Below are 24516 nucleotides of genomic sequence, written 5' to 3' on the forward strand. Positions count from 1 at the left end.
TGCGGCCTCAGCTGAGGTCGCCCGAGCAGAGCTGCTCGGTCGTCAGATCTGCCGGCGGCAGGTTCTCGGCGGTGAAGCCGAAAGGCTCGACGAGGTCGAGGTAGCTCTGCTCGTCGCCGGTGATCTTCGCCAGCTCCTCGTTGTAGGCATCCAGCAGCTCGGTGTCGGCCTTGCGGAACACCGTCGCACCGGCACCGACCTGCTCGACGCCGTCGATGACCTGCACGAACGCCTCGGTGGTGTCGAGGTCGTCCATGTCTTCGGTCATCCAGTTCAGTGAGACCGCGGTCAGGGCGAACGCGTCGGCGCGACCGCTCTGCACCGCTTCGAGACCGGCCGTGGCGGTGTCGACCTCCACGACGCCCTCAATGCCCAGATCGGATGCGTACCCGTCCTCGATGGCGCCCGACTGCACGGCGAGCGTCACATCGCCGGCCTCGGCCACGGAGTCGAGGTCGCTGAGGCCGTTCGGGTTGCCCGCCGGCACGGCGAGGGTCGTGGTGTACATGATCTCAGGGTCGCTGAAAGCGGCCTCGGCACACCGGTCGGGGAGGATCGACATCCCCGCGCTGACGACGTCCCATCGTCCGGCGTTGAGGCCTGGGATGAGGTTGTCCCACGCGACTTCTTCGACCTTGATGTCGTCGATGCCGAGTGCGCTGAAGATCTCCTCGTGGATGGCGATCGTCGCGCCGGTGGGCTCGCCGGATTCATCGACCCAGGAATAGGGTCGTTCGGAGGCCACCGCGAGGGTGATCGTACCCTCCTCCTGCGCCTTCTCGAGTGTGCTGCCGGCGGTGTCGCCACCCGCTCCGCCTCCGCTGGAGGCGCATCCCGCCAGTCCGAGTGCGAGCACTCCGGTCAGTGCGATGGTGTATCGGCTGAGCATGCGTCGCTGCGTCATCGTGTCCTCTTCCGTCTCGTCGTTCTCGTCCGTGCCCGGGCCTCGGCCGGGCGCGTGCGATGACCGCCTTCACGATACGGAAGGTGTCTTTCCAAGTACAATCAGATACGCAGATTGTCGACAATGTGACACAACTGTTGCAGGATGATCGGTTCGTGCGCCGTGCGTTCCGTGTGCCGCACGCGCGGCGCTGTACGGCGAGAATGGTGAGGACGCGCAGCGCGTCAGGATCACAGGAAGAGGCGCAATGGCTCGTGACATGCCCCGCTCGGTGGGAAGGGCCTCAGTGCCCCGCGTCCCGCGGATGTCGACGGTCGATCTCATCGCGATCGAGTTGCGCAAGGCGATCTTCTCCGGTGCGCTGCCGGTGGGCGCACCCCTCGGCGAGGTGGAGATCGCCACGCAGCTGGGCGTCAGCCGCAGCCCGTTCCGTGAGGGGGCGCAGCGCCTCGTTCAGGAGGGCCTGCTCATCGCCGTGCCGGGCCGAGGGATGAGCGTGGCCGTGCTGGAGGGCGAGCAGGTCGACGACGTCTATCAGGCTCGTCTCGCCATCGAAACGCAGGCCGCTCGTCAGGTCGCGCTGCACGGAGACGCCGCCGTGCTGAATCGGCTCGAGGCTCAGCTGCGCGAACTGATCGTCGCCAGTGAGGGCGATGACGCGAGGGCCATCGGCGATGCCGATCTGGAGTTCCACCAGATGCTGGTGGATGCCGCCGGCAGTGAGCGGCTGACCCGGTTCATGGCGACCCTCGTGATGCAGACCCGCATCGCGAGCTTCAGCGCCCCCGACGGGTACAGCGTGCGGCGGTCCGTCTCGCCCACGTACCGGATGCTGCTCGACGCGCTGCGAGCCGGCGACGATGCGGCGGCCGCGTCGGCGCTCGCAACGCAGTTCGACGAGGCCGTGGCACGCCTGCGTGGCCGTGGCCCGTCGGTCGACCTCGTCGAACCGGAGGACGATGGCGAACCGATCGCGTTCGAGCCGATCTCACCCGTCGGAGGGGAATGAGACGCGCCGGTCGCGGGAGCGACAGAGGAATGCCCCGGCCGACCAGCCGGGGCATTCACATCCGAAGACGGGTGGTCAGCTCTTGGACTGCCCGTACGAGCCGAGCTGACGGGTCGACTCGACCACTCGGGCGGCCATGGCCGACTCGGCGATCTTGCCCCACGCGCGCGGGTCGTACTGCTTCTTGTTGCCCACCTCGCCGTCGACCTTCAGCACGCCGTCGTAGTTCTTGAACATGTAGTCGGCGATGGCACGCGTGTACGCGTACTGCGTGTCGGTGTCGATGTTCATCTTGATCACGCCGTTGGCGACGGCGAGGGCGATCTCGTCGTCGGTCGAACCGGATCCGCCGTGGAAGACGAGGTCGAGCGGCTTCGGGCCGGTGCTGTACTTCGCGGCGACCTCGGCCTGGATCTCGCCGAGCAGCTCAGGGCGCAGCTTCACGCCACCGGGCTTGTACACGCCGTGCACGTTGCCGAAGGTGAGCGCGGCGATGTAGCGGCCCTGCTCGCCCAGACCCAGCGCCTGCACGGCCTGGTCGACGTCGGCGAAAGTCGTGTACAGTGCCTCGTTCGAGCCCTCGTGGGCGACACCGTCCTCCTCGCCGCCGACGACGCCGATCTCCACCTCGAGGATCGCGTTGATGTTCTTCATGCGAGGAAGCAGTTCCTTCGCGATCTCGATGTTCTCGTCGAGCGGCACGGCGGACCCGTCCCACATATGCGACTGGAAGATCGGGTTGCGACCGGCCTTGACCTCGTCCTCGCTCGCGGCGATGAGCGGCTCGACGAATCCGGCGAGCGCATCCTTCGGGCAGTGGTCGGTGTGCAGCGCGACGGTCACGGGGTAGTTCTTGGCGACCTCGGTCGCGTAGCGGGCGAAGGCGAGCGCACCGGTGGCCCGGGCCTTCACGGTGTGCCCGGCGAAGTAATCCGCCCCGCCCGTCGTCACCTGGATGATGCCGTCGGATCCGGCGTCGGTGAGGCCCTGGAGGACGGCATTGATGGTCTGCGAGCTCGACACGTTGAAAGCCGGGTACGCGAAGCCGCCGGCCTTCGCGCGGTCGAGCATGTCGGCGTACTGATCCGGGGTGGCGACGGGCATGGATTCTCCTGCGATCGATGTGCGGGGGTCAGTGCTCACTTTAGCCGCGCGGATGCCGGTTCTTCGCAGGCGTTGCGCTGGGCCGCGGGACGGTTCTTGAGATGGTGTGAAGAAGCGGCATTCCTTCACGCGGAAACCGGGAAAAGTCGCCGTTTCCGATGCCTGCGATCGCTACGCTGACGGCATGGTGAGCCTTACAGCCGATCTCAGCCCCCTGCGTCCCGACCGCAACCTCGCACTCGAGCTGGTGCGCGCGACGGAGGCGGCGGCCATCCGCGCCACACCGTTCGTCGGTCGTGGTGCGAAGGAGGCCGCAGACGGCGCGGCGGTCGACGCCATGCGCGCCTTCCTGGGCACCGTCGACTTCCAGGGGAGGGTCGTGATCGGCGAGGGCGAGAAGGACAACGCGCCGATGCTGTTCAACGGCGAGCTCGTCGGCACAGGGCGAGGCCCCGAGTGCGACATCGCGGTGGACCCGATCGACGGCACCTCGCTCACCGCGGCCGGCCGCCAGAACGCGCTCTCGGTTCTCGCCGTGTCCGACCGCGGTTCGATGCTCGACGCATCCAGCGTCTTCTACATGGACAAGCTCGTCACCGGCCCGGCCGGCGTGGGCGTGGTGGACATCCGCATGCCGATCGGCGAGAACATCCGCCGGCTCGCCGCCGCGCTCGGCAAGCCCGTGGGCGAGCTCGTCGTGTCGGTGCTGAACCGTCCGCGGCACGAGAAGCTCATCGAGGAGATCCGTGAGGCCGGCGCCGGCACCAGGCTGATGAGCGACGGCGACGTCGCCGGCGGCATCAACGCGGCGCGACACGGTGCACGCACCGACATGTGCGTCGGCATCGGCGGCAGCCCGGAGGGCATCGTGACCGCGTGCGCCATCAAGGCGCTGGGCGGACACATCCAGGGCAAGCTGTGGCCGCGTGACGATGAGGAGCGCCAGCGAGGCATCGATGCCGGGCTCGACATCGACAAGGTCTACGAGGCCGACGACCTCGTCAGCGGCAACAACACGATCTTCGTCGCCACGGGTGTCACCGATGGCCAGCTGGTCGCGGGCGTGCGGCGTGAGGGGGAGTACCTGTACACCGAGAGCGTCGTGCTGCGCAGCGCATCGGGAACCCTGCGCCGGATCGCCTCGGAGCACCTGGTCTCGAAGTGGTTGTGAACCGGCGCCGCTCACGCTGACGCGTGCGCGCTTGTGCTGCTGTCCCGACCCGCACGGCACGGCACCGGTGCCGCCTCGGCGGCATTCTCAGCGACGCCTGGCACAATGGAGAGGAGCAGGCGCTCCTCAGGCGCCGGCATGTCCCCCACAGGAGAGCTCTCGATGGCGTCCGACGAGAAGACCGAGAAGCCGAGCCGGGCACAGCACGTCACCACCAAGACCGGTCGGATTCTGCGCGTGACCGACGAGCAGATCGCCGCAGCGCGATCGGCAGCGGCGACCGCCAGCGTTCACCCCGACCCCGCGCGCCGCACCGATGTGCTCTTCCGCGTACGTCGCGACGAAGGGCACGAGATCAGTTCCTGGTGGATGATCGGCGCCTTCGTCGTCACATCGGGCGTCGTCATCGCCCTGCTGTCCTGGGTGCCGGGCGGAGCCTGATCCAGGACGAGGATGCCGCGGGCCGGCGGCGCCGCGCTCGATCAGGCGACGGCGCGCTCCACGGTCGTCACGCGCGGTGCGGTGATCATCACGCCGAGCGCGCTGCCGAGTGAATCGATGTCGTCGGCCCCCGACCTGCGGGCCGCGTCGATGATGATCTGCGCGCACGCCCGCGCGTCTGCCAGCGCGTCATGGTGCGGGAAGACGCCGAAACCAGCGGCCTCGGCGGCCTTCGGCAGCCGATAGGAGTCGAGGTCGTACGTCTTGCGGGCGACGGCGAGAGAGCACAGCGAGCGGTAGGGCGGCGCCTCGCTTCCGGTGGCCTCGCAGGCCCGGCGCAGTACGTTCAGATCGAACCCGGCGTTGTGGGCGACGAGGACGTCGGCGCCGGCGAAGCCGCACAGCCGGTCGAGTTGCTGCGTCCAGGTGGCTGCCGCGACGACGTCGTGGGCGCGGATGCCGTGGATGCGGGTGTTCCACTCGTTGAAGTCGTCGTGTCCGGCGGGCGGCCGGATCAGCCAGCCGGCCTGGGCCACGACCTCCCCGTCGCGCACGCGGACGAGTCCGACGGAGCAGGCCGAGGCGGGGCTGGAGTTCGCGGTCTCGAAGTCGATCGCGGTGAAGTCCAGGGGCACGAGTCCACTTTCGCGGCGTTGTCCGTACCTGCGCCCGAGGCGCGCCGTAGGGTGGCGATATGACCGATGACAGAGCGACGTCGTTCGGATCGCAGGCGAGCGCATATGAGGCCGGCCGCCCAGAGTATCCGGCCGAGGCCGTGGCGTGGATGCTCGAGCGGCTGCCGAGCGGTTCACGACGGATCGCGGACGTCGGCGCCGGCACCGGCAAGCTCTCGCGCGCCGTGCTCGCGACCGGCCCCGCGGAGGTCGTCGCGATCGACCCGGATGCGCGGATGCTCACCGCGCTGGCGGGGACCATGCCCGCCGTGCCGACGTTCGTCGGCACCGCCGAGTCGCTTCCGCTGCCGAGCAGTTCGGTCGACGCGGTCGTGATGGGTCAGGCCTGGCACTGGGTCGACCCGCCGGCGGCATCCGCCGAGATCGGTCGGGTGGTGCGTCCTGGAGGAACCCTGGGGCTGATCTGGAATATTCGCGACGAACGCGAGGAATGGGTGCGCGCACTGACCGCCATCATGCACAGCAGCCCGGCCGAGAACATGGTGAACGGGCCGACCGGCCCGCGCATCGAGGCGCCGTTCGAGCGCGTGCAGCGCAGAAGCTGGGAGTGGGCGCGACCGATGTCGCGTGCTCAGCTGCACACGATGGCGTTCTCGCGGAGCTACCTGATCAGCGCGCCCGAGGAGGAGCGCGCACAGATCGCACGCGACATGGATTCGCTGTTCGACGAGATCGGACTCGACGACGGCACGATCGACCTGCCGTACGTCACCACGGCGTACCGGGCCATCCGCCGAGACTGAGGGCATCAACCGAGAGGAGGGATGTCCTTGGCCAGATCCTCGACCTCGCTGATGTAGCTGCCGTCGGGCACGCGCACGCAGTCGTCTTCGATGGTGATGCCGAGGTCCATCTCGTCGGCACCGTATTGCTCCTCGCCCATGCTGAACCCACCGGTCTTCACATCGAGGGTGATGTCGTCTCGCGAGTAGCGGCCCATGGGTTTCGCCGGGTCGATGTCAACCCCGCGGTAAGCGTTGGTGTCCCGCCAGCCTGTGGAGTCGAGTTGCGAGACGAGAGCGTCGAAGCCGGCGGCGAGGTCGTCTCCGACCTTCACAGTGATCCCCGCCCGGTAGGCGACACCGGGCGCGGGCTCGCTCTGGCAGACATCGACGGCACCGTGCCCGGATGCGTCGGTCAGTCCCGCGGCGTCGAGCGCCGCGAGAAGATCCTGGGCGGCCTCGTCGATTGTCGCGGCCTTCTGCTCGAGCGCCGCACGGGGGTTCGTCGGCACAGGCGAGCACGCGGCGAGCAGGAATGCAAGAAGACCCACGGATGCAATGGTGACCGATTTCCTCATCACTCGTGGTCTCCTCGGCCCGTGTCGGAGCGACTGGGCACGTTCTCAGTAGGGTCGCGATCCCATTCAGTGTCGAGGGGATCCCACCACCACGGATCATACGTGAGCGAGGCGCCATTGATGTCCTTACCGTGCCCGTCGACGATTCGGCCCAGGTTGTACAGCGATTCGCTGTCCCGGTCGTAGTAGCGCACGTGGTCGTCAAGGTTGGAGCCCGACCCGCGGTCCGTGGACTCAGCCTCGAAACGCTGCGCGCCGAAGTCCTCCGAGGACGGGTCGATGCCGAGCCCGAGATCGAAGAACTGGTCCTTGCGAGCCCAGCCTTCGTCGCCGAGAAGCGCGACGAAGTCGCGGCTGTTGCGTCCGTCGTAGACATGATCGGCCCCGACATTGAAGTCGGATGCGTGGTCGGCAGGTCCGGCGCCGGGACTGCCGATCAGGGCGACGTCGTCGACCGCAAGGTCGTGTTCTGTCGCCGCGTAGGAGGTCGTCGTGGAGCCGTAGCTGTGGCCGATCGCTGTCATATGTGCGGGGTCGTCAGCGCGGGATGCCCGCAGTCCGTCGACAGCGGCGGCGAGGCGCTCCCCGCCATCGGCTGCACGGTTCTCCGACGGAACGTGACCCCACTCGATCAGATCGCCGGCTGGCGTGTTGTAGCCAAGCCAGAACATCGTCGCAACGCTGGATCCGTCGCCGTTGTACCTCGCGCTCTCGTATAGCCGAGCAGCGTCGTCGACGCCGCCAGGCGCGCCCACCATCTCCGTGCGAATACCGGGGATCTGAATGGACACGTCGTCGGCGGTGTCGAGATCGCCGACGGCAATAGCCACACGCCCGTCGCCATCGAAAGCCCCTGGGTCGTAGAGCCAGAGCTGGGCACCGGGCATGTCCTCGGTTCCAGGCATCACGTAGTCGTGGGCGGCCCTCAGCGCCGTCTGTGTGGCGCGCGCGTTGGCCAGCAGCTGCGTCTCCTCAGGTGCGAGCGTGCCCTCGCGCTCCTTCATCTCCAGGTCGGCGAGGTCGGACTCGAGCAGAAGCCGGTTCGCGTCGTCGCGGGCCGACGCGGGGAGGCCGTCCGCGCTGCCGAGCCGCTCCGGATAGGCGGCGATCAGCGCATCCTGCTCGGCGTCGGAGAGTCCTCTCCACCATGCGTTCATGGCCTCCGGGCCGGCGGAAGCCGAGGGCTTGCCCCCGATGGCGCTGAGCGCCAGTGCACTCGCACCGCCGGCAGCGGACTGCGCCTCAGACGCCGTGTCCGCCCCGGTGAAGAGCTCTACCAGGAACTCCTCGTTCTCCGCCGTGCGCGCGACGAGGTCGGCGATGTCGCCGGTGATCGCCGTGCGACGCATCGACAGGGTGCGGGCCCGTTCCTGGAGCACCGCGATCTCCGACTCCGTGGCGTCGCGCGCGGCGTTCACGTCCCAGATCAGATCGGCGCGGTCCCTGGAGTACACCGAGATATCTCCGGCGATGTCCGCGTGCTCGCTCTGCAGCGTGCGCAGCTGATCGGCGAAGACGTCGACGCCGCGAGCGACACGCTTGAGCGTGTCACTCATAGGCAGGTGGGCTTCGGCGAAGCGCTTGGCATGCTCGCCATAAGCATCCGCCGCCTTCCCCTGCCAGTACCATCTCGACTGCGCAAGCATGTCGGCCTCTTCAGAGAACTCCGCCAGACGAACGGCACCGTTCAGCAGCGAGGTCGCCAAGGACTCGGCGCCACCCGGATCGCCGTCGGGGCGATCGACCCGCTCGATCGGAGCCGAAATGTTGATGGTCGTCGTCACCTCGCCTCGCCTCCGAGCGCAGCCATGCGGCGGGCGACCTCGGCATCGAGGTTCTCGTACGAGGTGCCAGCGGCCTTGAGCTCGTCGGCGTAGACCTCGGAGGCGGTCCCCGCCTTCAGCGCGATGCTCTCCCATGAGTCGAGAAAGGCCTGCGCGGCGCCGCGTGCGGCGGGCGGAAGACCAGCCGTCGACGCGGAGAAGAGCGCCTTCCTCAGGGCGCTCATATGACCTGCCTGCGTGTTCCACCGCCGTTCCAGGTCGTGAGGCATCACGGGGTTGTAGGACACCCCGCCCGTCACGCCGCATCCCCGATCAGGTCCAGCGCCCGCCGGCCGCCGACGGGAAGGCCTGTGGAAGTGAGTCGGGCGAACAGGCGGCGCTGCTCGGGGACGTAGCCGAACAGCAGGCTCTCGTCGCCGAGCTCGCCAGGCCGGTCGGCCATGATGCGCGGCATCCCGGTCGGCGGCGAGAACACCTTCCACCCGTCTTTCTTCAGCAGCGGGACCGCTTCACGCAGGTGACCGAGGCCGGCGGTCGTACTCACCTCGTCGAGCGTGAGGGTCACCGTGTGCCGGACCGAGTCCGAAGTGGGCCCTGGGATCCAGCGCACATCCCGCCGGGGCATCCCGTGACGGACGAGGATCGCCCACAGCTCGTCCATGTCCTCCTGCTGCATCCGGGCGAACGGCTCCGGTGCCCGGCCCGGCTGCCCCGATGAGGCCCGACGTGGCGGCTCGGGCGGAAGGATCACGATGTCGAGGTCGGGGTGGCGGCGTCGCACCGCCGACCAGAACGGGTCGAGAGTCCGACCGTCGTTGACATCATCTGACACGGTGCGCTCCTCTGCTCAGACACCTCCGATGCTAGGGATGCTCAGCGTCGATACGGAGGGGCACAACTCCCCATCCGGGCGCGGCGCGGACGTAGTCTGACGGCATGAAACTACTGCTGACCTCGGGCGGCGTGACGAACCCCAGCATCCGGTCGGCGTTGGTCGAGCTTCTGGGCAAGCCGATCGAGGCGGCGACGGCCCTGTACATCCCTACGGCCCAGTACGGGCATCCGATGTGCACGCCGGACGTCACCCTGCGGGCGACGGCAGGGCCGCAGTCCATGACGGCCCTCGGCTGGAAGTCGGTCGGACTGTTCGAACTCACCGCGCTGCCGTCGATGCAGGGGGAGCGGTGGATTCCGTGGGTCCAGGCGGCTGACGCGCTGCTCGTCGACGGGGGTGACGCGACGTATCTCGCGCACTGGATCCGCCGGTCGGGGCTGCAGAGTCTGTTTCCGCGGCTCGAGCGAACGGTCTGGGTCGGAGTCAGCGCCGGCAGCATGGTGATGACGCCGCGCATCGGCGAGGAGTTCGAGCAGTGGACGCCGCCGTCGCCGGGCGAGGGCACCCTTGGTCTCGTGGACTTCTCGATCTTCCCGCACCTCGACTATCCGACGTTTCCCGAGAACACGCTCGCCCACGCCGAGAGGTGGGCGGAGCACATCGACGGACCCGCGTACGCGATCGACGACCAGACGGCCATCCGCGTCGTCGGTGAGGACGTGGACCTGATCTCGGAGGGGCACTGGAAGCGGCTGGAGTAGCGGCCGCCGGTAGACTCGACCCCCGTGGCCCTAACCATCGGAATCGTGGGACTGCCGAATGTCGGCAAGTCGACCCTCTTCAACGCGCTGACCAAGAACGACGTGCTCGCGGCGAACTACCCGTTCGCGACGATCGAGCCGAACGTGGGCGTGGTGAACCTGCCCGATGCGCGCCTGGACGTGCTCGCCGGAATCTTCAGCAGCGAGCGCATCCTTCCGGCGACCGTCTCCTTCGTCGACATCGCCGGCATCGTGCGCGGGGCGAGCGAGGGGGAGGGGCTGGGCAACCAGTTCCTGGCCAACATCCGCGAGGCGGACGCGATCGCGCAGGTCGTGCGCGGCTTCGCCGACGACGACGTGGTGCACGTCGAAGGCGAGATCAACCCGCAGGGCGACCTCGAGACGATCAACGCCGAGCTGATGCTCGCCGACCTGCAGACCCTCGAGAAGGCCATCGTGCGCATCGAGAAGGAGGTGCGCGGCAAGAAGACCGACCCTTCGGTGCTCGAGGCGGCGAAGGCGGCGCAGGATGCTCTCGAGCGCGGGCAGCTGCTCTCGACCAGCGGCATCGATCTGGCACCGATCAAGGAGCTCGGCCTGCTCACTTCGAAGCCGGTCATCTTCGTGTTCAACGTCGACGAGAGCGTGTTGACGGATGCGGCCCGCAAGGCCGAGCTGGAAGCGCTCGTCGCACCGGCTAAGGCGATCTTCCTCGACGCGAAGATCGAATCTGAGCTGATCGATCTCGACCCGGAGGACGCCGCCGAGCTGCTGGCGTCGACGGGTCAGGAGGAGTCGGGGCTCGACCAGCTCGCCCGTATCGGCTTCGACACCCTTGGCCTGCAGACCTATCTGACCGCCGGGCCCAAGGAGGCACGCGCCTGGACGATCGGCAAGGGCTGGAAGGCCCCGCAGGCGGCGGGCGTGATCCACACCGACTTCGAGAAGGGCTTCATCAAGGCCGAGGTCATCTCGTTCGACGACCTGGTCGCGACCGGGTCGGTAGCGGAGGCACGCGCCAAGGGCAAGGCGCGTCTCGAAGGCAAGGACTACGTCATGCAGGACGGCGACGTCGTGGAGTTCCGTCACAGTTAGGTATCTCACAAGCGCTCGATCCGCGTCTCGCATCGGTGGCTGAGTTAGGAGCAACGCACCCCAGCGCTGTGCGACTCAGAAACCCCCGCGCCGAATCGATCACGGCGCGTCGGCACCGATACTATTCTGGCGGAACGACCTACGACCAGGAGGACTGAGCGATCGCTGAGGCAACGGCAACCCCAGATCTCATTCCGATCAAGAGTCAGACGCGGACGATTCAGACATGCTTCCAGCAGTGTTTGTACGAAGTGCCGAATTTTCAGCGACCCTACAGCTGGGACACCGAGCAGCTCGAGGATTTCTGGAGCGATGTCGTTCTGGCGCATGGCGATTTCTTCTTCGGGTCCACGGTCACGTGGGTGAGCTCGGTCAGAGACTTGTTCAACGACACCTACTCGATCATCGATGGTCAGCAACGACTGACGACGAGCGCGATCTTTCTCTCAGTGGTCCGCGATGCCTTCACGAAGATTGCTTCGGATGCGTCTGAGGTGAGCCCCGACGTTGCGCAGGCGGCGAAGAGCCAAGCTGACGCCACTCAGAAGTACCTCATCACCACAGACGATGATGGCAAGGCCTACCCGGTCCTGACTCGCTCAGAAGCCATGTTCTACGAGCAAATTCAGAACCCGAACGCCATCCCGTCCGGCCACAAGTGGAATGGTAGCGCTGAACGAATCGGTGCGGCGCGAGTCTTCTTCGAAACGCGTGTTCTCGCAGAACTGTCCAGCGGTGGCCATGACCAGCAGCTGGAACGATTGAAGGCCATTCGCGCCAACGTGCTGAAGGCCCGTGTCATCCAGGTAGAACTGGCGTCGGAGGAGGACGGATTCCTCATTTTCGAAACCCTCAATACTCGCGGGGCCGATTTGAGGCTCGCGGATCTCGCCAAGAATCTGCTGATCCGGGGTGCGGCGACTGCACTCCCAGACCGCGATGCGATCGCGGTGCGCTGGGACCGGATAGTAGATCGAGTTCAGAATGGGCGGCTTGACTCGGATGTGGTCGACCGCTTCATCTGGCAGTCCTGGAACTCAAGGCGAGACGCTGTGAAGGCCCCCGAACTCTTCAAGGAGATCGGAAGGCTCGTCGGCTCGGATCCAGTGAAACACATCGAGTATTTAGAGGAACTCGAGACGGACTCGCTCATCTATCAGTACCTCGAAGACGACGACGTACGTGTTCAAGCGAAAGTGTCCGGCGTTCGCAATGCAATGGCAGTTGCGCAGTACGTGGATAGCGTCCGTGCGCTGGCCATCTTCAACGTGTCCGTAGCGAACTCGACGGCCATAGCGATTGCTCGTAAGTATCAGGAGACGAAGCTCGTAAGCGAAGCCCAGCTCGTGGATGTGATGCGGCTTGTCGAAAGTTTCCATTTCCAATTCACCTCCCTCACCAACGGTGGATCAACCGGCGGTACGCGGGGTCGCTACAACCGCTTCGCGGTTCGGCTTGAGAAGGCGTCCACGAAGGCCGAAGTCGTCGACGCCATCAAGGACTTCGCGGATAAGTTGCGTGCGAGTCTGCCCGCGCGGGAAGCGGCGATGAGGGCATTCGAGCAACTGTTCTATGCGCCTAATCTCCGACTGACGCAGGCGCAAAAAATACGAGGAAGAAAGATCTTCATCTCGTACGTCCTCATGTCGTTTGCGAAATGGAAGCGCCTATTGCCTCCCGGCCAGAGCCTCTCGTCATGGTCGATCGAGCACATCAAGCCGCAATCTTTAGCAGCGGACGACCCAAAGGATCCGACTTACTCGATCGGGAACCTCACTCTCCTGACGGAGGCGTTGAATAGTGAACTGGGCAACGCCGACCTGCAAACGAAGATGAAGTCATTGAAGAAGGGCAGCGCCTACTTCGACGCTAATCTGGAGTCGTGGTCGGGCAGTGGCGTGCTGGTGCCCTCCGACGACCAACTCGCGCAGAGGGCCTCGACCTTGGCCGCAGAGGCAGTCGATAGCGTCTGGAATCTCTAGGACGGGACGTCTCTTGGCTTCGACGCCGAAGGCCATTGCGGCGCAGGACGGCGACGTGGTGGAGTTCCGCCACAGTAAGGTATCTGCGACTTGCCTGGGACCCCGGTTTACGGCTGGTAGTAATAGACCATGACGCGGAAGCCTTCGCCCGGTAGCAATCCACCTTCGTCCATCAGGGTAATCAACCGCAGGCTGGTGCAGTCGCTGGCTCGTGCTCTTGACATTCCTCTTGATGTATCCGTCAGCACTGAGTCTGAGATCGGGATCGCGAAGGTTGTCGCAGGCAAGGTTAAGCAGACTCGGAGCGATGCGGGGATGTCGTCGGATGACCCGCGACTCGTGCCTGAAATCGTGACGGCTCTCCGAGAATCTGGTCAGCTGCGCATCAACAGGCCGGATACCCCGGAGGAGTTCTGGCGTGGCGAACATGATGGCTGGTACGTCTACGAGCGGGTTCTGGCTACACCTGTTGTCCTGCCGCTCAAGGACCGGTTACCCGATGCGGTGACTGGCCCTGATGCTCTTACGGTCTGGGTCGCAGATCCGCCGGAACCAGTCATGCCTCGTGACGAGTGGGACTTCTCAACGAGCTTCGTTTTCATCGTGGAGGAGCTCGGCGAGTTCCGGTGGCCTATCGGCTGGTTCTTGTCCGGAATCTCCGCACTGCGCATCGTTGCCGAGGTTCTTACGGATCCGCGACCTGACACGATGTCATACGACTCGCTGCACCAACTCGCTGCCTCGCCCGATCGTTTCGGAAGGTGGCAGGGCGATCACCCCGTAGAGCGACTTCGGGGGATCGGTGGAGTAGTGGGGCGGTCTAGGATTGTCGACGCCGTTTACAAGATCGAGTACATGACGGACGAGCAGTCCTACCCACACAACGGGGCTCAACTCCGCGTGTCCGACATCCTCGCCTACCCTCTGTACATCGCCGAGTGACCGGCGGGACGGCGACTTGGTGGAGTTCCGCTTCAACGTGTGACGCCGTTGCTCACGGCACCGTCGGCTTCGTCCACTCGATCGTGTGACGGAAGCCGAGTCGCCGGCGTATCACCGCTCCAGGCATCGTCTGCCGCACTGCGCTGCGGATTTCGGCGAGGGTGTACCCAGGGTCCTTGACGGGGAACGGCGGATCCGCCCTGCCCGGCGGCGCCACCCATGGGTGCTTCACGAATCCGATGACCGGGTTCGTGAGCATGGAGGCCACATCCCAGACCTGATCCACTGCGGAGACCGGTCGGGCCAGGCCGACGCAGAGGAAGCGCCCGCCAGGCTTCAGAACCCTGTCGACCTGCCGAAGCGCCGGCGTGAGGTCGAGGTGGTGGAGCACGGCGATCATCGTGACGACGTCCTTGCCCTCGGGCACTTGTTCCAGCGGTGTGGACCCCACGGTGACATTCGGAAGACCTGCGCACCGCGCAGCGCTCGCTTGCCGCATGCCGTGGTCGATGTCGATGCCATGCGCGGCGGCGAAGTGCTCTCCGAGCAGCGCGAGGAGCTCGCCGCGACCGCAACCGACGTCCAGTGCCTCGTCACGCCCCGCAGGCAGTCGAGTCGCGATCCACGAATGAAAGGCGTCGTTGTGACTCCAAGGGTGCCGAGCGTTCAGGGCGCGCATCGCGGTGGCGGCTCGGGCGCCGACCCCGGTGCGCAGATTTTTCCTCACCTGCATGGACGTCAGTGTTGCACGCCGTGCTCTGCGTGACCCTGTTGTCCGGAGTTCGTCGATGTCTCGACGCAATGACCGGCATCGGAGGCGAGGGCACGCGTCCTCAGGTCGAGGGAGCGGTTACCCCGCTCGTGCTGACGAAACGCGGTGGAGTTCCGCTTCACCGTGTGAACCACCAGCGGCCGTGCGGCCGCTGACCGTTCAGAGGTGGCGCGGCGGCAGGTCCATGCGGGCGAGACGGGCCGCATCGACGATCGAGTCGATCTGCACGAGCCTGCCGTCGGCGACGGTGCACGACATGAGGGCGATGGGTCGGCCGGAGGCCGCCGCCCATGCCAGGATGCCGGGCCGGCCGTTCACGCTCACCCGGCGCGCCTCGACCCGTCCTGGGTCGCCTCGGCGCACCGCCGCGAGCAGCTCGTTCGCTCCCATCCGCACGGTGTGACCGTGCGCGGTGTGGCGGTACCAGGCGACGTCGGGGTCGAGCACCTTCAACAGAGCATCGAAGTCGCCGTCGCGTGCGGCCGCGAGGAACGCGTCGACCACCTCGCGTCGCTGGCGTCGTTCCTCGGTCGGCAGCGGCTGGTCCTGGACCTTCTGCCTCGCGCGACTCGCCAGCATCTTCGCCGCATCGGTCGAGCGCCCCACGATCTGTCCGATCTCACTGAACGGGACGGCGAAGACGTCGTGCAGCACGAACGCGAGGCGCTCTTCGGGGCGCAGCGACTCGAGGACGACCAGCATCGCGAGTCCGACGGACTCCGCCGCCACCGCGGCATCCTCGGGACCGTCGACGTCCTCGGTCACCACGGGATCGGAGGTCCATTCCTCGAGCGCCGACTCGGCGCGCGAGGCCCGGCTGCGCAGCACATCGATGCAGATGCGCCCGACGACGCGAGTGAGCCAGCCACCCAGATTGTCGATGTCGTCATGGGCGTGCCGCTCCAGCCGCAGCCACGCCTCCTGCACCGCATCCTCGGCGTCCGCGCGCGAGCCGAGCGCGCGGACGGCCACCGCGACGAGGCGGGCCCGATGCTCCTCGAACGCTGCGGAGAGATCCTGTGAGTCCATCGTCGTTACCTTCCGTCTCGGCGATCCGTCATCAGGGTGACGAGCCCGAACGGGTGAAGGTAACAAGGAAAGGACCAATCATGAACGTGGCACTGTGGATCATCACCGGTGCGCTCGCCGTCGCCTTCGGCACCGGGGGTGCCAGCCAGATACTGCTCACCAAGGAACGCTACCGCGCGCTGGCGACCAGCCAGCATTGGGTCGACGACTTCAGTGCCGGGCACATCAAGGCGATCGGCACGATCAAGCTCATCGGTGTCACCGGCCTGATCGTGCCGCCGCTGGTGGGGATCGCGCCGGCACTCTCGCCGATCGCCGCCTGTGGGCTGATGCTGCTCATGTCCGGCGCCGCGACCACGAGATTCCGCCGCAGCGAGTGGGCTCTCATGGCCGGTGACATCGGCTACCTGCTGGCGTTCGCATTCGTCGCCTGGGGCAGGTTCTTGCTGGCACCGTTCCCCGGGATGTGAGGCGAAGCCGCACCAGCCGTGCCACGATCGCTCCATGCATCCGATCGCATCGGACCGCGAAGGTCGGGTCCAGACGCGGGCCATCGGGCGAGAGTGGATTCGAAGGGAGCAGCCGTGATCGACATACTCAACCGGCTCGTCGACGAGATCGAGGAGCATCTCGGCGACGAGCCGGACATCGACGCGCTCGCCGCGCGCATGGGCACCACCGGGTATCACGCCCGTCGGATGTTCTCGTCGCTCGCCGGCATGCCCGTGTCGGAGTACGTGCGCCGACGGCGCATGACGATCGCCGCATCCGACGTGATCGGCGACGAGGATCTGCTGTCGATCGCGGTGCGCTACGGGTACGGGTCGACAGAGGCGTTCGGTCGTGCGTTCCGTGCGGTGCACGGAGCGAGCCATGGTGATGTGCGACGGCGCGGCGGCCCCCTCCGCAGTCAACCACAGCTCAGGTTCCGCCTGACCGTCGAAGGGAGTTCACCCATGCATGCCCGAATCGTCGAACGCGACGCCTTCCGCCTGATCGGCCACGCCACCCGGGTGCCGCTGATCCATGAAGGCGTCAACCCGCACATTCAGCAGCACATCGCCTCGCTGCCGGCCGCCGAGCACGAAAGGCTCAAGCAGCTGAGCGGCGCCGAACCGGCCGGCCTGTTGCAGGTCACCGCCGATGTCGATCCGGACTACACCGAGGGGAGTGAGCTCACGTACCTGCACGGGGTGGCCGTCGACGCGAGCGCCGCGACGCCGGACGACCTCGACGGGATCGACGTCGACGCCGGTGCATGGGCGGTGTTCCGCACCTCCGGGGAGTATCCGTCTTCGCTGCAGTCCGCGTGGGCGGCGACGGCGACCGAGTGGTTCCCGTCGAACCCGTGGCGCCTGCGACCCGGCCCGTCCATCGTCGCCGTGCTGGAGCGCTCGCCGGATTTCCGCACCGCCACATGCGAGTTGTGGATGCCGATCGAACGCAGCTGATGACATGCGGGCGGCGGAGGTCGAACCGGTTCGACCTCCACCGCTCTCGGCTGCGAGCCCGGGCGGCCTTGCTAGGCTTGGTCGTCGCCGCTCGGCGCCCGAGGCGACCGGGATCACCCAGGAGGACAGTCGCATCGTGACGCAGCAGAGCATCTTCAACCATGAAGGCCGTGCCGTTCCGTACATCGTCGAGGGCGAGGGTCCCATCGGTCTGGTGCTGATCGCCGCAGCCGCTCTCGACACCGACCCGCTCGGCGTCGTCGCGCACTACCTGGCCGAGGAAGCGGGCTTCCACGTCGTGCGGATCGGCGCAGACACCACGTCCGGCGACCGGGAGGAGCGGGCTTCCGATGCTCTGGCGGTGATGGATCACCTCGGTTTCGCCGACGCCTGGATCGGCGGCTACGGGTCCGGGGGGACTATCGCCCGGACGCTCACCGGTACGCATCCCGAGCGGGCGAACGGACTGCTGCTGCTGGGCGTCGAGGAGGACGGCACGTCGCTCGCCCCGATGATCCCGGTGCTGGTCATCCAGGGCTCGGACGACGCCGCCCTGCCGCCGGAGAACGGCGAGCGGCTGCGAGCGACCGCGCCCGAGAGAACGAGCGTCAAGACCATCGCGGGAGCGGATCACCGGTTCCCGGTGACGCACCTCATGGACACGGCGGTCACGATCGAGGAGTACCTCGACTGGGACTGAGCAGGGTCGGCGGTGGTGATCGCACCGCCGCCGAACCTCACGTTCTCAGCGTCTTACGCAGGAACACCTGATCGGTGCCGTCGCCCTGCGCGATCCGCTCGGTCTCCCGATACCCGCACCGCTGATACAGCCGCAGGTTGGCCTCGCTCAGGCTGCCGGTGAACAGCTCAGACTCCGTGGCATCCGTTGAACTCTCGGCGGCCTCCAGCAGCATCCGCCCGATGCCCTCACCCTGCACGTCGGGAGCGATGGCGATGCGGCCGATGAGCAGCAGGTCACCGTCCACGCGCCCCCGCAGCGCCCCGACGAGGCGCGGGCCCATCCGCGCCGTGAATCCGAAGCAGGAGCGCAGCTCCTCCTCGACCTGTTCCAGCGTCTGGGTCAGCGGCGGCATGTCGGCGCTGCCGTAGATCTGGGCCTCCGACACGAACGCGGCCCTCTGCAGCGTCAGCACCTCTCCAGCATCCTCCACGCTGATCGGTGCGATGACGATGCGCGCACCCGCCCTGTCGGTCACCGTGCCGTCCGGATTCACTGCGACCGTCCGTTCTGCGACGACGACCTGCCTTGATCGCTCGCGTTCTTCGCGCGCTGTTGCGCGCCCGTCTGCTGTGCGTTCTCCGCCCGGTGCCAGGCCTGTTCCGCCCGCTGCGACGCAGGGTCGGCCTCCTGCGGCCCGACACCGGAACCGCGTCGGCCGTCATCCGGCTCCGGCTCCGGCTGCGCGGCAGACGTGACGGCATCCTCGCGAGCCGCGCCGGCGTCCTCGGCCGTCGGCCCGGACCCACCGCCCGGCCGCCCTGGGGTGGCCGGCGTCGAGATCTCGACGACCGCCGGCGCCCCGCTGACCGGTTCGAGCGGCCGAGCGATCCCGGCCGCCCAGACCGCCGCCACCGCGAGAAGAGCGGCGAGTGCGCAGGCACCGAGCTCGGCGACTCTCGGCGCACCTCGCTTCCGCGGGGCTCGGTCGCCCGACGCGTCGGCGGGCGCCGAGAGCGCCCGCGTCGACGCCGGTGCGGAAGCTCCTGGCGTCGCCTGGTCATCGCCCGCGACCGGCCACGGCGGGCCCAACCGCTGCACGATCGTCGCGACCTCCGCTGCGGTCGGGCGGGCGGGCGGCGCGAGATCGGTCATCCGGCGGAGGAGCTGCGCCCACCCCGCATCCAGCCGCTCCGGCACCGGTGGCGGCACAGCCTGACGGGCCGCCACCGCCTCGGCGGGCGTCATGTCGGCGTACGGACGACGCCCGGTGAGCGCCTCGATCAGCACCACGCCGAGCGCGAAGATGTCGGCAGTTGGTGCCGGAGCGGCCCCGCGGGCCTGTTCGGGTGCGACGTACGCGGGAGTGCCGAGCACCATCCCCGGCGACGTCAGACGGGTGTTATCGAGCAGTTGCGCGATGCCGAAGTCGGCGAGCTTCGCGCGGACCGGCCGCGCCGCGATGCCGGTTTGCGCGAGCAGCACGTTGGAGGGCTTGATGTCGCGGTGCACGACGCCCGCGCCGTGCACCGCCCGCAGAGCCTCCGCGAGATCGGATGCCAGATCGACGACTTCCGATCCCGTGAGGGGGCCTTCGTCGAGCCGCTCGCGCAGACTGCGGCCGTCGACGAACTCCATCACCAGGTACTCCGGGCCTCCGGGGACGATCTTCGCGTCGAGCAGTGTCACCAGGCACGCATGGTCGATGGCGGCCAGCGCCGCCACCTCGCGGCGGGTGCGCGCGCCGGCGTCGGGCCCGTCAGTTCCGGCGAGCATGATCTTCACCGCGACCGTGCGCTCGAGTTTCACATCCTCTGCGCGGTACACCATGGCCGCGCCGCCGCGTCCGACGCATTCGCCGAGGCGGTATCGGCCGTCGAGGAGTTCTTCGGTGGGCGTGTCATCAAGGGTCGACATCTGGTCCTCCGCCGGCGGTCCGGTTCGGGCCGGCGATGTCTGCGAGGCTACGGCGGCGGGCGTTCGCTGTCGGGGGGCTTGACGAACCGACGTTCAGCGCACTCGCCGCCGCGCCGCGCGATGTCAAGCCCCTCCAGGCGTCGGGACGGCGACCGGTACCGTCGCAGCCGTGTTGAACCGCCGTGGTACGGCGAGGAATCAGAGGAGAGAGCATGGCTGAAGCGAAGAAGACCGCATCGAAGAAGTCGACGACCTCGTCCGCATCCGCGGCGAAGACGACGCGCCGGCAGAACGCCGAGAAGGGTTTCACCGCGTCCTCGACGTTGACCGCCAGCTTGCAGGCCGTGCTGATCGACCTGCTCGAGCTCTCGCTGCAGGGCAAGCAGGCGCACTGGAATGTCGTCGGACGCAACTTCCGCGACCTGCATCGACAGCTCGATGAGATCATCGCCGCCGCTCGCGCGTTCAGCGACACCGTCGCCGAGCGGATGCGGGCGCTGCATGCCGTGCCGGACGGACGCAGCGACACCATCGCCGAGACGACGACCCTTCCGCCCTTCCCGTCCGGGGAAGTGTCGACCGAGGAGACCGTCGGGCTGATCACCGAGCGACTCGACGGCACGGTGGCGACCATGCGAGGGGTGCACGACAAGGTCGATGAGGAGGATCCGACCTCGGCGGACGTGCTTCACCAGATCATCGAGAAGCTCGAACAGTTCGCCTGGATGGTGAGCGCCGAGAACCGCACGCCCGCCCGCGGCTGACAGACCTTCGTCCCGCGATCGGGATGCGGGGTCCGAAGGGCCCGCCGCATCCCCATCGCGGGACGGACTCGGCGCTGTCGGCCACCTCGCGCGCTCTCGGCCACCTCGCGCGCTCTCGGCGAGCGCCGAGCGCCGCACTCACCCCCAGACCGCGCGCGAACCCGCCTCGCCGATCAGCACGATCATCACGGTGCTCCCGATCGCCACGACCACCCCGGCCGCGGCCAGGATGACGGTCACGACGGCGTGCGACCGCGGCCGGCGTCCGTCGGAGGGCGCCGGCCGGAACCGGAACCACGCCCACTGCGCGGCGGCGACGACGAACAGCGCGATGGCCCACGGGGGCAGCATGCGTGCCAGCATCTCGTGATGCTCGACAGCGGGCAGCGGGCCGGCGACCTCCTTGAGATCCTCGCCGGCGAGGATGGTGACCGGCACCAGCGCGAGGACGAACAGTGCGGCCAGCGGAGTCACGACACCGAGCCGCCGGCGCGCGGCCGGGATGAGGGTGCCGAGAACCAGGGCGAGGGCGGTCAGGGGCAGCAACACGACGACGGCGTGCACGATCAGCGGATGCAGGGGAAGCCCGGCGATGTCTGGCAGGTCCATACTCAGAACACGGCGGCGCACCGTCGCGGGTTCATCTGAACCGCGCGGCGGGCGATCTCGTGTTTCCTGAGGGAGGTGGCGGATGCCGGGCGACGACGCGGCGAGGCTGGGCGCGCTGTACGACGCGCACGCGACGTCGGTGTGGCGCTACGTCGTGCACCTGACGGGTGACCGTATGGCGGCCGACGACGTCGTGCAGGAGACGCTGCTGCGGGCGTGGCGCACGCCGAGCATCCTCGCCGAGGATCCGTCGGCGACCCGCGCCTGGATGTACACCGTCGCGCGCCATCTCGTCGTCGACGAAGCGCGCAGCGCCCGTCGCCGCCGCGAGATCCCTGTCCCGGAAACCCCCGAGAGGGCGGTGCGCGACGCGACGGACGCCCTCTTCGATGCCATCCTCATCGAGGATGCGCTCGCCGCGCTCAGTGATGCGCATCGCGACGTCGTCGTGCGCGCCTACTACCTGGGTCTTTCGGTCGCCGAGATCGCCGCCGACCTGACCGTTCCCGAAGGCACGGTCAAATCGCGGCTGCACTACGGGCTGCGCGCGCTGCGTCTGGCGCTGCAGGAGAAGGGAGTGACGCGATGACCGCCGAGCACGATCGTTTCGCCGACTGGGACGCCGCGTACATCCTCGGCACGCTCAGCGCCGCCGACCGCGAGCGTTACGAAGCGCACCTCGCCGATTGCGCCCTGTGCGACGCGGCCGTCGCGGAGCTGGCACCGCTTCCGGGTCTGCTCTCGCGCGTGCCGCGGGAGCGAGCGGCGTCGCTGTTGGATCGTGCCGGTGAACCGGACGAGCCCGGGGGCGGGACGATCCCGGCTGAGCCGGATCCGGCGCGGCGCGCGGAGATCATCGGCATCGCCGAGGCCCGATCGCGGCGTACGCGCCGGCTGCGGTGGATCGGCGCGGCCGCGGCGGCTGCCGCGGTGGCCGCGGTCGTCGTTCTCGTGCCGATGTGGCTGGCGCCGGACGAGGCACCGGTGGTCGCACTGGAGACGGTCGTCGACGTGCCCGTCACGGCATCCGTGCGAATCGACGACGTCGCGTGGGGCACCCGCCTCACCATGACCTGCCGCTACGACGGGGCGGTCGACGCGCCGCCCGGCGGGTGGGAGTACGAACTCGTCGTCGTCAGCGCCGACGGCGCGGAATCACGGCTGTCGACCTGGCGGGCCTTCCCCGACCGAACAGCCGAGATCGTCGCGGGCACCGCTCTCCGCGCCGCCGACATCGCCGCCGTCGAGGTGCGCTCGGTGCGCACCGGAACAGTGCTGCTGAGCACCGCAGCGGAGACGACGGATGATGCGCCGTAGCCGGTTTCGGCGAGGTGAACCTCGCTGAGGCGTGTCTCGTGTTCTCGCTGACGGGACGTGCGTCCCGGAACTGGAGAGACGACATGAAGACCAGGATCATCCCCGCTCTCACCGCCGCGGTGTTCGTCGTCGCGCTCGGGCTTGCGGGCTGCTCGTCGCCGTCAGGCGTCGGAGGATCGGAGGCCCCGCCTGCGGACTCAGGCTACGGCACACCGTCCGAGCCGGAGGAGACGACGCCGTCCGAGCCGGAGGAGACGACGCCCTCCGGCGGTGGGTCGGCCGCGTTGATGACGGCCGACACATCGATGGGCGAGATCGTCGTGGACGGCGAGGGTATGACCGTGTACATGTTCGACAGCGACACCCAGAACGCGGGCGAGAGCACCTGCGAGGGGCAGTGCGCCGAGAACTGGCCGGCCGTGATCGCGGACGGCACCGCGGAGCTCGACGGTGTGACAGGGGAGGTCGGCACCATCACCGGGGTCGCCGGCGAGACCCAGATGACGCTGAACGGGTGGCCGCTGTACTACTTCGCCGGCGACGCCGCGCCGGGAGACGTGAACGGCCAGGGCGTGAACGACGTCTGGTGGGTGCTGTCACCCGCGGGCGAGCGGATGGCGGAGTAGGCCGAACGCCGACGACAACGCCGTGCCGACGCCGCCGACGACAGAGGCCGTCGCGCTCCGTGCGGAGCGCGACGGCCTCGTCGACAGCTGGAAAGGTCAGGCCACCTGGGGGAGCAGCGTGAACGACACCGCGCCCTGCTCGTCGACGGCGGCATCGAGCGTCTTGTCCGACAGCGCTTCGGCAGCCGCCTCCTCGAGGAAGACGTGCAGCGCCTCGTCTCCGACGATCGCATCGCCCGGCTCCGGCATCGGCGCGACGGTCACCGCGAAGCGTGGCTCATCGGCGGTGCCCGAGGAATGGATGCGCAGGCCGGCGTCGGGCTCGGTGCTCTGCTGGGCGACGATGGTCGCCGCGATCGTGTTTGCGTTCTCGGTCAGGGTGAGCATGTCGCTCTCCTTCCGGTTAGCGGACACCGCACCGGACGGCGCGATGTCCGGGCCACGATTCCTCACCTGCCGCGCGCATTCAACCTGACGGCGGGTACTCGGAGGCCTTTCACACGTTCGCGGCGCTCACGGGCCGCTTCCACGCTCTGCAGACGCGGAGCGACGGGCCCGCCGCATCAGCCGGAGCGGCAATGTCAGCCACAGCACGAGCACGAAGACGAGGATGGCGCCGCCTGCGATCAGGGCGGCGGTGCGGCTCACCGCGATGTCGAGAATGAACGTGGTCACGCCCACCGTCACCGCGCCGATCACGAGGAGGTTCACCTTCACGAGCCGATCGGCCATCTGCACGAGCTCGGGCTTCATTCGGCGTGCGAACAGGAAGCGGTGCAGGCCGACGGGGGCGAGTGCCAGCACCGTGGCGACCGCGGCGAGAAGCACGAGCGCGACGTACAGCGTGCGCTGCATGCCGTCGAGATCGGTGAACAACGGCTGGAAGGCCACGGCCAGCAGGAAGCCGGTGAGAATCTGCGTGCCGGTCTGCATCACCCGGAGCTCCTGCATCAGATCGTCCCAATTGCGGTCCGCCCGCTCCGACGGAGTCTCGTCGCGGCCGTCGGCCTGCGCATCTCGGACCATCACCGGCTCCTCCCAGTCATCGTTGCAACCATGATCATGACCGGACGGTACTCCACTCGCCGTGCGCACCGGAAGGGCCGGCGCCTCCTCCCGAGGGGAGGCGTAGCATCGAGGGATGACCGATTCACGGATGTCGCACGGTGACGGGGCGCTCGCCTCCGCGCCGGGGTTGCAGCTGATCGGCACGGACTCCGACGCCGGGCTGTGCGTCGACGGCGTCTGCGTGCTGCCGAGCCCGCCGGCGGTCCCCGCCGAGAAGACGGACTGAGACGACGAGGGCGCCCTCCCCGGAGCGGGAGGCGC

At 68.0% G+C, this 24516-nt stretch carries 30 protein-coding genes; 16 read left to right on the forward strand and 14 right to left on the reverse strand.

All coding sequences use genetic code 11. From position 1 onward, the window contains the following. Positions 1-7 precede the first annotated feature (7 nt). Entirely contained in the window at positions 8-904 is an 897-nt protein-coding gene (locus ACFWH5_RS13245; RefSeq protein ID WP_378835244.1) for a transporter substrate-binding domain-containing protein, read from the reverse strand. Positions 905-1208: 304 nt separating this feature from the next. Here ACFWH5_RS13245 and ACFWH5_RS13250 point away from each other — a divergent pair, with 304 nt between their 5' ends. Continuing rightward, positions 1209-1913, forward strand: a complete 705-nt coding sequence (locus tag ACFWH5_RS13250) for a GntR family transcriptional regulator (protein WP_378835247.1) — start codon at positions 1209-1211, stop codon at positions 1911-1913. A gap of 75 nt (positions 1914-1988) precedes the next feature. Here ACFWH5_RS13250 and fbaA read toward each other — a convergent pair whose 3' ends face one another. Beyond that, entirely contained in the window at positions 1989-3017 is a 1029-nt protein-coding gene (gene fbaA / locus ACFWH5_RS13255) for a class II fructose-bisphosphate aldolase (protein WP_378835249.1), read from the reverse strand. Positions 3018-3201: 184 nt separating this feature from the next. Between fbaA and glpX the strand changes: the two genes are divergently transcribed. Both glpX and ACFWH5_RS13265 read left to right on the forward strand, forming a co-directional pair. Then, complete coding sequence (glpX, locus tag ACFWH5_RS13260; protein ID WP_378835252.1) at positions 3202-4188, forward strand: class II fructose-bisphosphatase; 987 nt, start codon at positions 3202-3204, stop codon at positions 4186-4188. A gap of 138 nt (positions 4189-4326) precedes the next feature. Next, entirely contained in the window at positions 4327-4629 is a 303-nt protein-coding gene (locus ACFWH5_RS13265; RefSeq protein ID WP_378835254.1) for a hypothetical protein, read from the forward strand. Between the two features lie 41 nt (positions 4630-4670). Here ACFWH5_RS13265 and ACFWH5_RS13270 read toward each other — a convergent pair whose 3' ends face one another. Then, entirely contained in the window at positions 4671-5264 is a 594-nt protein-coding gene (locus tag ACFWH5_RS13270) for a 3'-5' exonuclease (RefSeq protein ID WP_378835257.1), read from the reverse strand. 59 nt (positions 5265-5323) lie between these two features. Between ACFWH5_RS13270 and ACFWH5_RS13275 the strand changes: the two genes are divergently transcribed. Further along, entirely contained in the window at positions 5324-6067 is a 744-nt protein-coding gene (locus ACFWH5_RS13275; RefSeq protein ID WP_378835259.1) for a class I SAM-dependent methyltransferase, read from the forward strand. Positions 6068-6072: 5 nt separating this feature from the next. Here ACFWH5_RS13275 and ACFWH5_RS13280 read toward each other — a convergent pair whose 3' ends face one another. The 4 genes from ACFWH5_RS13280 to ACFWH5_RS13295 all read right to left on the reverse strand — a co-directional run bounded on the left by ACFWH5_RS13280 (position 6073) and on the right by ACFWH5_RS13295 (position 9240). Beyond that, positions 6073-6597: a hypothetical protein gene (locus tag ACFWH5_RS13280; protein ID WP_378835261.1), complete on the reverse strand. Its 525-nt coding sequence runs from the start codon at positions 6595-6597 to the stop codon at positions 6073-6075. 26 nt (positions 6598-6623) lie between these two features. Beyond that, positions 6624-8408: an alpha/beta hydrolase gene (locus ACFWH5_RS13285; RefSeq protein WP_378835264.1), complete on the reverse strand. Its 1785-nt coding sequence runs from the start codon at positions 8406-8408 to the stop codon at positions 6624-6626. Further along, positions 8405-8632: a hypothetical protein gene (locus ACFWH5_RS13290; protein ID WP_378835266.1), complete on the reverse strand. Its 228-nt coding sequence runs from the start codon at positions 8630-8632 to the stop codon at positions 8405-8407. Before ACFWH5_RS13290 ends, ACFWH5_RS13285 begins: the two co-directional genes overlap by 4 nt. Positions 8633-8703: 71 nt before the next feature. Continuing rightward, positions 8704-9240 carry a hypothetical protein gene (locus tag ACFWH5_RS13295; RefSeq protein ID WP_378835269.1) on the reverse strand — a complete coding sequence of 179 codons (537 nt, stop codon included), beginning with the start codon at positions 9238-9240 and terminating at the stop codon, positions 8704-8706. A 104-nt stretch (positions 9241-9344) separates the two neighbouring features. Here ACFWH5_RS13295 and ACFWH5_RS13300 point away from each other — a divergent pair, with 104 nt between their 5' ends. The 4 genes from ACFWH5_RS13300 (at position 9345) to ACFWH5_RS13315 (ending at position 14023) form a co-directional block, all read left to right on the forward strand. Next, positions 9345-10004, forward strand: a complete 660-nt coding sequence (locus ACFWH5_RS13300) for a Type 1 glutamine amidotransferase-like domain-containing protein (protein WP_378835271.1) — start codon at positions 9345-9347, stop codon at positions 10002-10004. A 24-nt stretch (positions 10005-10028) separates the two neighbouring features. Next, positions 10029-11099 (forward strand): redox-regulated ATPase YchF, encoded by a 1071-nt coding sequence (ychF, locus tag ACFWH5_RS13305; RefSeq protein WP_378835274.1) that lies wholly within the window; start codon positions 10029-10031, stop codon positions 11097-11099. 251 nt (positions 11100-11350) lie between these two features. Beyond that, entirely contained in the window at positions 11351-13081 is a 1731-nt protein-coding gene (locus ACFWH5_RS13310) for a DUF262 domain-containing protein (RefSeq protein WP_378835277.1), read from the forward strand. Positions 13082-13210: 129 nt separating this feature from the next. Further along, positions 13211-14023 (forward strand): hypothetical protein, encoded by an 813-nt coding sequence (locus ACFWH5_RS13315; protein WP_378835279.1) that lies wholly within the window; start codon positions 13211-13213, stop codon positions 14021-14023. A gap of 52 nt (positions 14024-14075) precedes the next feature. Here ACFWH5_RS13315 and ACFWH5_RS13320 read toward each other — a convergent pair whose 3' ends face one another. Both ACFWH5_RS13320 and ACFWH5_RS13325 read right to left on the reverse strand, forming a co-directional pair. Beyond that, complete coding sequence (locus ACFWH5_RS13320) at positions 14076-14702, reverse strand: class I SAM-dependent methyltransferase (RefSeq protein WP_378835281.1); 627 nt, start codon at positions 14700-14702, stop codon at positions 14076-14078. A gap of 252 nt (positions 14703-14954) precedes the next feature. Continuing rightward, positions 14955-15824, reverse strand: a complete 870-nt coding sequence (locus ACFWH5_RS13325; RefSeq protein WP_378835284.1) for a sigma-70 family RNA polymerase sigma factor — start codon at positions 15822-15824, stop codon at positions 14955-14957. A gap of 80 nt (positions 15825-15904) precedes the next feature. Between ACFWH5_RS13325 and ACFWH5_RS13330 the strand changes: the two genes are divergently transcribed. The 3 genes from ACFWH5_RS13330 to ACFWH5_RS13340 all read left to right on the forward strand — a co-directional run bounded on the left by ACFWH5_RS13330 (position 15905) and on the right by ACFWH5_RS13340 (position 17975). Beyond that, on the forward strand, positions 15905-16294 hold the full coding sequence (locus ACFWH5_RS13330) for a DoxX family protein (RefSeq protein ID WP_378835287.1): 390 nt from the start codon (positions 15905-15907) through the stop codon (positions 16292-16294). A gap of 114 nt (positions 16295-16408) precedes the next feature. Further along, positions 16409-17275 carry a GyrI-like domain-containing protein gene (locus ACFWH5_RS13335; protein WP_378835288.1) on the forward strand — a complete coding sequence of 289 codons (867 nt, stop codon included), beginning with the start codon at positions 16409-16411 and terminating at the stop codon, positions 17273-17275. A gap of 136 nt (positions 17276-17411) precedes the next feature. Then, positions 17412-17975 (forward strand): alpha/beta fold hydrolase, encoded by a 564-nt coding sequence (locus ACFWH5_RS13340; RefSeq protein WP_378835290.1) that lies wholly within the window; start codon positions 17412-17414, stop codon positions 17973-17975. A 37-nt stretch (positions 17976-18012) separates the two neighbouring features. Here the strand turns inward: ACFWH5_RS13340 and ACFWH5_RS13345 are convergent, their stop codons facing one another. Together ACFWH5_RS13345 and ACFWH5_RS13350 are read right to left on the reverse strand one after the other, a co-directional pair. Continuing rightward, a complete protein-coding gene (locus tag ACFWH5_RS13345) occupies positions 18013-18492 on the reverse strand; it encodes a GNAT family N-acetyltransferase (protein WP_378835293.1) in 480 nt (159 codons plus the stop codon). Between the two features lie 14 nt (positions 18493-18506). Beyond that, positions 18507-19871 (reverse strand): protein kinase, encoded by a 1365-nt coding sequence (locus ACFWH5_RS13350; protein WP_378835295.1) that lies wholly within the window; start codon positions 19869-19871, stop codon positions 18507-18509. 212 nt (positions 19872-20083) lie between these two features. On the opposite strand from ACFWH5_RS13350, the gene ACFWH5_RS13355 reads away from it, so the two are divergent. Then, positions 20084-20635, forward strand: a complete 552-nt coding sequence (locus ACFWH5_RS13355; RefSeq protein WP_378835297.1) for a Dps family protein — start codon at positions 20084-20086, stop codon at positions 20633-20635. Positions 20636-20773: 138 nt separating this feature from the next. Here the strand turns inward: ACFWH5_RS13355 and ACFWH5_RS13360 are convergent, their stop codons facing one another. Next, complete coding sequence (locus ACFWH5_RS13360) at positions 20774-21244, reverse strand: DUF2231 domain-containing protein (RefSeq protein ID WP_378835300.1); 471 nt, start codon at positions 21242-21244, stop codon at positions 20774-20776. Between the two features lie 82 nt (positions 21245-21326). Between ACFWH5_RS13360 and ACFWH5_RS13365 the strand changes: the two genes are divergently transcribed. The 3 genes from ACFWH5_RS13365 to ACFWH5_RS13375 all read left to right on the forward strand — a co-directional run bounded on the left by ACFWH5_RS13365 (position 21327) and on the right by ACFWH5_RS13375 (position 23187). Continuing rightward, positions 21327-21833 (forward strand): sigma-70 family RNA polymerase sigma factor, encoded by a 507-nt coding sequence (locus ACFWH5_RS13365; RefSeq protein WP_378835302.1) that lies wholly within the window; start codon positions 21327-21329, stop codon positions 21831-21833. Beyond that, on the forward strand, positions 21830-22561 hold the full coding sequence (locus tag ACFWH5_RS13370; RefSeq protein ID WP_378835305.1) for an anti-sigma factor family protein: 732 nt from the start codon (positions 21830-21832) through the stop codon (positions 22559-22561). Before ACFWH5_RS13365 ends, ACFWH5_RS13370 begins: the two co-directional genes overlap by 4 nt. A gap of 83 nt (positions 22562-22644) precedes the next feature. After that, entirely contained in the window at positions 22645-23187 is a 543-nt protein-coding gene (locus tag ACFWH5_RS13375) for a hypothetical protein (protein WP_378835307.1), read from the forward strand. Positions 23188-23283: 96 nt separating this feature from the next. On the opposite strand, the gene ACFWH5_RS13380 is transcribed toward ACFWH5_RS13375, so the two are convergent. Continuing rightward, positions 23284-23574, reverse strand: a complete 291-nt coding sequence (locus tag ACFWH5_RS13380) for a Fe-S cluster assembly protein HesB (RefSeq protein ID WP_378835310.1) — start codon at positions 23572-23574, stop codon at positions 23284-23286. A 126-nt stretch (positions 23575-23700) separates the two neighbouring features. Further along, complete coding sequence (locus ACFWH5_RS13385) at positions 23701-24213, reverse strand: DUF6328 family protein (protein ID WP_378835312.1); 513 nt, start codon at positions 24211-24213, stop codon at positions 23701-23703. Positions 24214-24328: 115 nt separating this feature from the next. On the opposite strand from ACFWH5_RS13385, the gene ACFWH5_RS13390 reads away from it, so the two are divergent. After that, a complete protein-coding gene (locus ACFWH5_RS13390; protein ID WP_378835315.1) occupies positions 24329-24481 on the forward strand; it encodes a hypothetical protein in 153 nt (50 codons plus the stop codon). The last annotated feature ends 35 nt before the right edge of the window (positions 24482-24516 follow it).

Origin of the sequence: Microbacterium sp. NPDC058345, assembly GCF_042723855.1 — a bacterium.
Taxonomy (GTDB): domain Bacteria; phylum Actinomycetota; class Actinomycetes; order Actinomycetales; family Microbacteriaceae; genus Microbacterium.

Coding starts and splice junctions, on each gene's coding strand:
- ACFWH5_RS13390 (WP_378835315.1), top strand. CDS start 24,329: ATGACCGATTCACGGATGTCGCACGGTGACGGGGCGCTCGCCTCCGCG.
- ACFWH5_RS13325 (WP_378835284.1), bottom strand. CDS start 15,824: ATGGACTCACAGGATCTCTCCGCAGCGTTCGAGGAGCATCGGGCCCGC.
- ACFWH5_RS13290 (WP_378835266.1), bottom strand. CDS start 8,632: ATGAGCGCCCTGAGGAAGGCGCTCTTCTCCGCGTCGACGGCTGGTCTT.
- fbaA (WP_378835249.1), bottom strand. CDS start 3,017: ATGCCCGTCGCCACCCCGGATCAGTACGCCGACATGCTCGACCGCGCG.
- ACFWH5_RS13315 (WP_378835279.1), top strand. CDS start 13,211: ATGACGCGGAAGCCTTCGCCCGGTAGCAATCCACCTTCGTCCATCAGG.
- ACFWH5_RS13350 (WP_378835295.1), bottom strand. CDS start 19,871: ATGTCGACCCTTGATGACACGCCCACCGAAGAACTCCTCGACGGCCGA.
- glpX (WP_378835252.1), top strand. CDS start 3,202: ATGGTGAGCCTTACAGCCGATCTCAGCCCCCTGCGTCCCGACCGCAAC.
- ACFWH5_RS13375 (WP_378835307.1), top strand. CDS start 22,645: ATGAAGACCAGGATCATCCCCGCTCTCACCGCCGCGGTGTTCGTCGTC.
- ACFWH5_RS13355 (WP_378835297.1), top strand. CDS start 20,084: ATGGCTGAAGCGAAGAAGACCGCATCGAAGAAGTCGACGACCTCGTCC.
- ACFWH5_RS13365 (WP_378835302.1), top strand. CDS start 21,327: ATGCCGGGCGACGACGCGGCGAGGCTGGGCGCGCTGTACGACGCGCAC.
- ACFWH5_RS13330 (WP_378835287.1), top strand. CDS start 15,905: ATGAACGTGGCACTGTGGATCATCACCGGTGCGCTCGCCGTCGCCTTC.
- ACFWH5_RS13370 (WP_378835305.1), top strand. CDS start 21,830: ATGACCGCCGAGCACGATCGTTTCGCCGACTGGGACGCCGCGTACATC.
- ACFWH5_RS13250 (WP_378835247.1), top strand. CDS start 1,209: ATGTCGACGGTCGATCTCATCGCGATCGAGTTGCGCAAGGCGATCTTC.
- ACFWH5_RS13320 (WP_378835281.1), bottom strand. CDS start 14,702: ATGCGCGCCCTGAACGCTCGGCACCCTTGGAGTCACAACGACGCCTTT.
- ACFWH5_RS13245 (WP_378835244.1), bottom strand. CDS start 904: ATGACGCAGCGACGCATGCTCAGCCGATACACCATCGCACTGACCGGA.
- ACFWH5_RS13360 (WP_378835300.1), bottom strand. CDS start 21,244: ATGGACCTGCCAGACATCGCCGGGCTTCCCCTGCATCCGCTGATCGTG.
- ACFWH5_RS13385 (WP_378835312.1), bottom strand. CDS start 24,213: ATGGTCCGAGATGCGCAGGCCGACGGCCGCGACGAGACTCCGTCGGAG.
- ACFWH5_RS13380 (WP_378835310.1), bottom strand. CDS start 23,574: ATGCTCACCCTGACCGAGAACGCAAACACGATCGCGGCGACCATCGTC.
- ACFWH5_RS13300 (WP_378835271.1), top strand. CDS start 9,345: ATGAAACTACTGCTGACCTCGGGCGGCGTGACGAACCCCAGCATCCGG.
- ACFWH5_RS13265 (WP_378835254.1), top strand. CDS start 4,327: ATGTCCCCCACAGGAGAGCTCTCGATGGCGTCCGACGAGAAGACCGAG.
- ACFWH5_RS13275 (WP_378835259.1), top strand. CDS start 5,324: ATGACCGATGACAGAGCGACGTCGTTCGGATCGCAGGCGAGCGCATAT.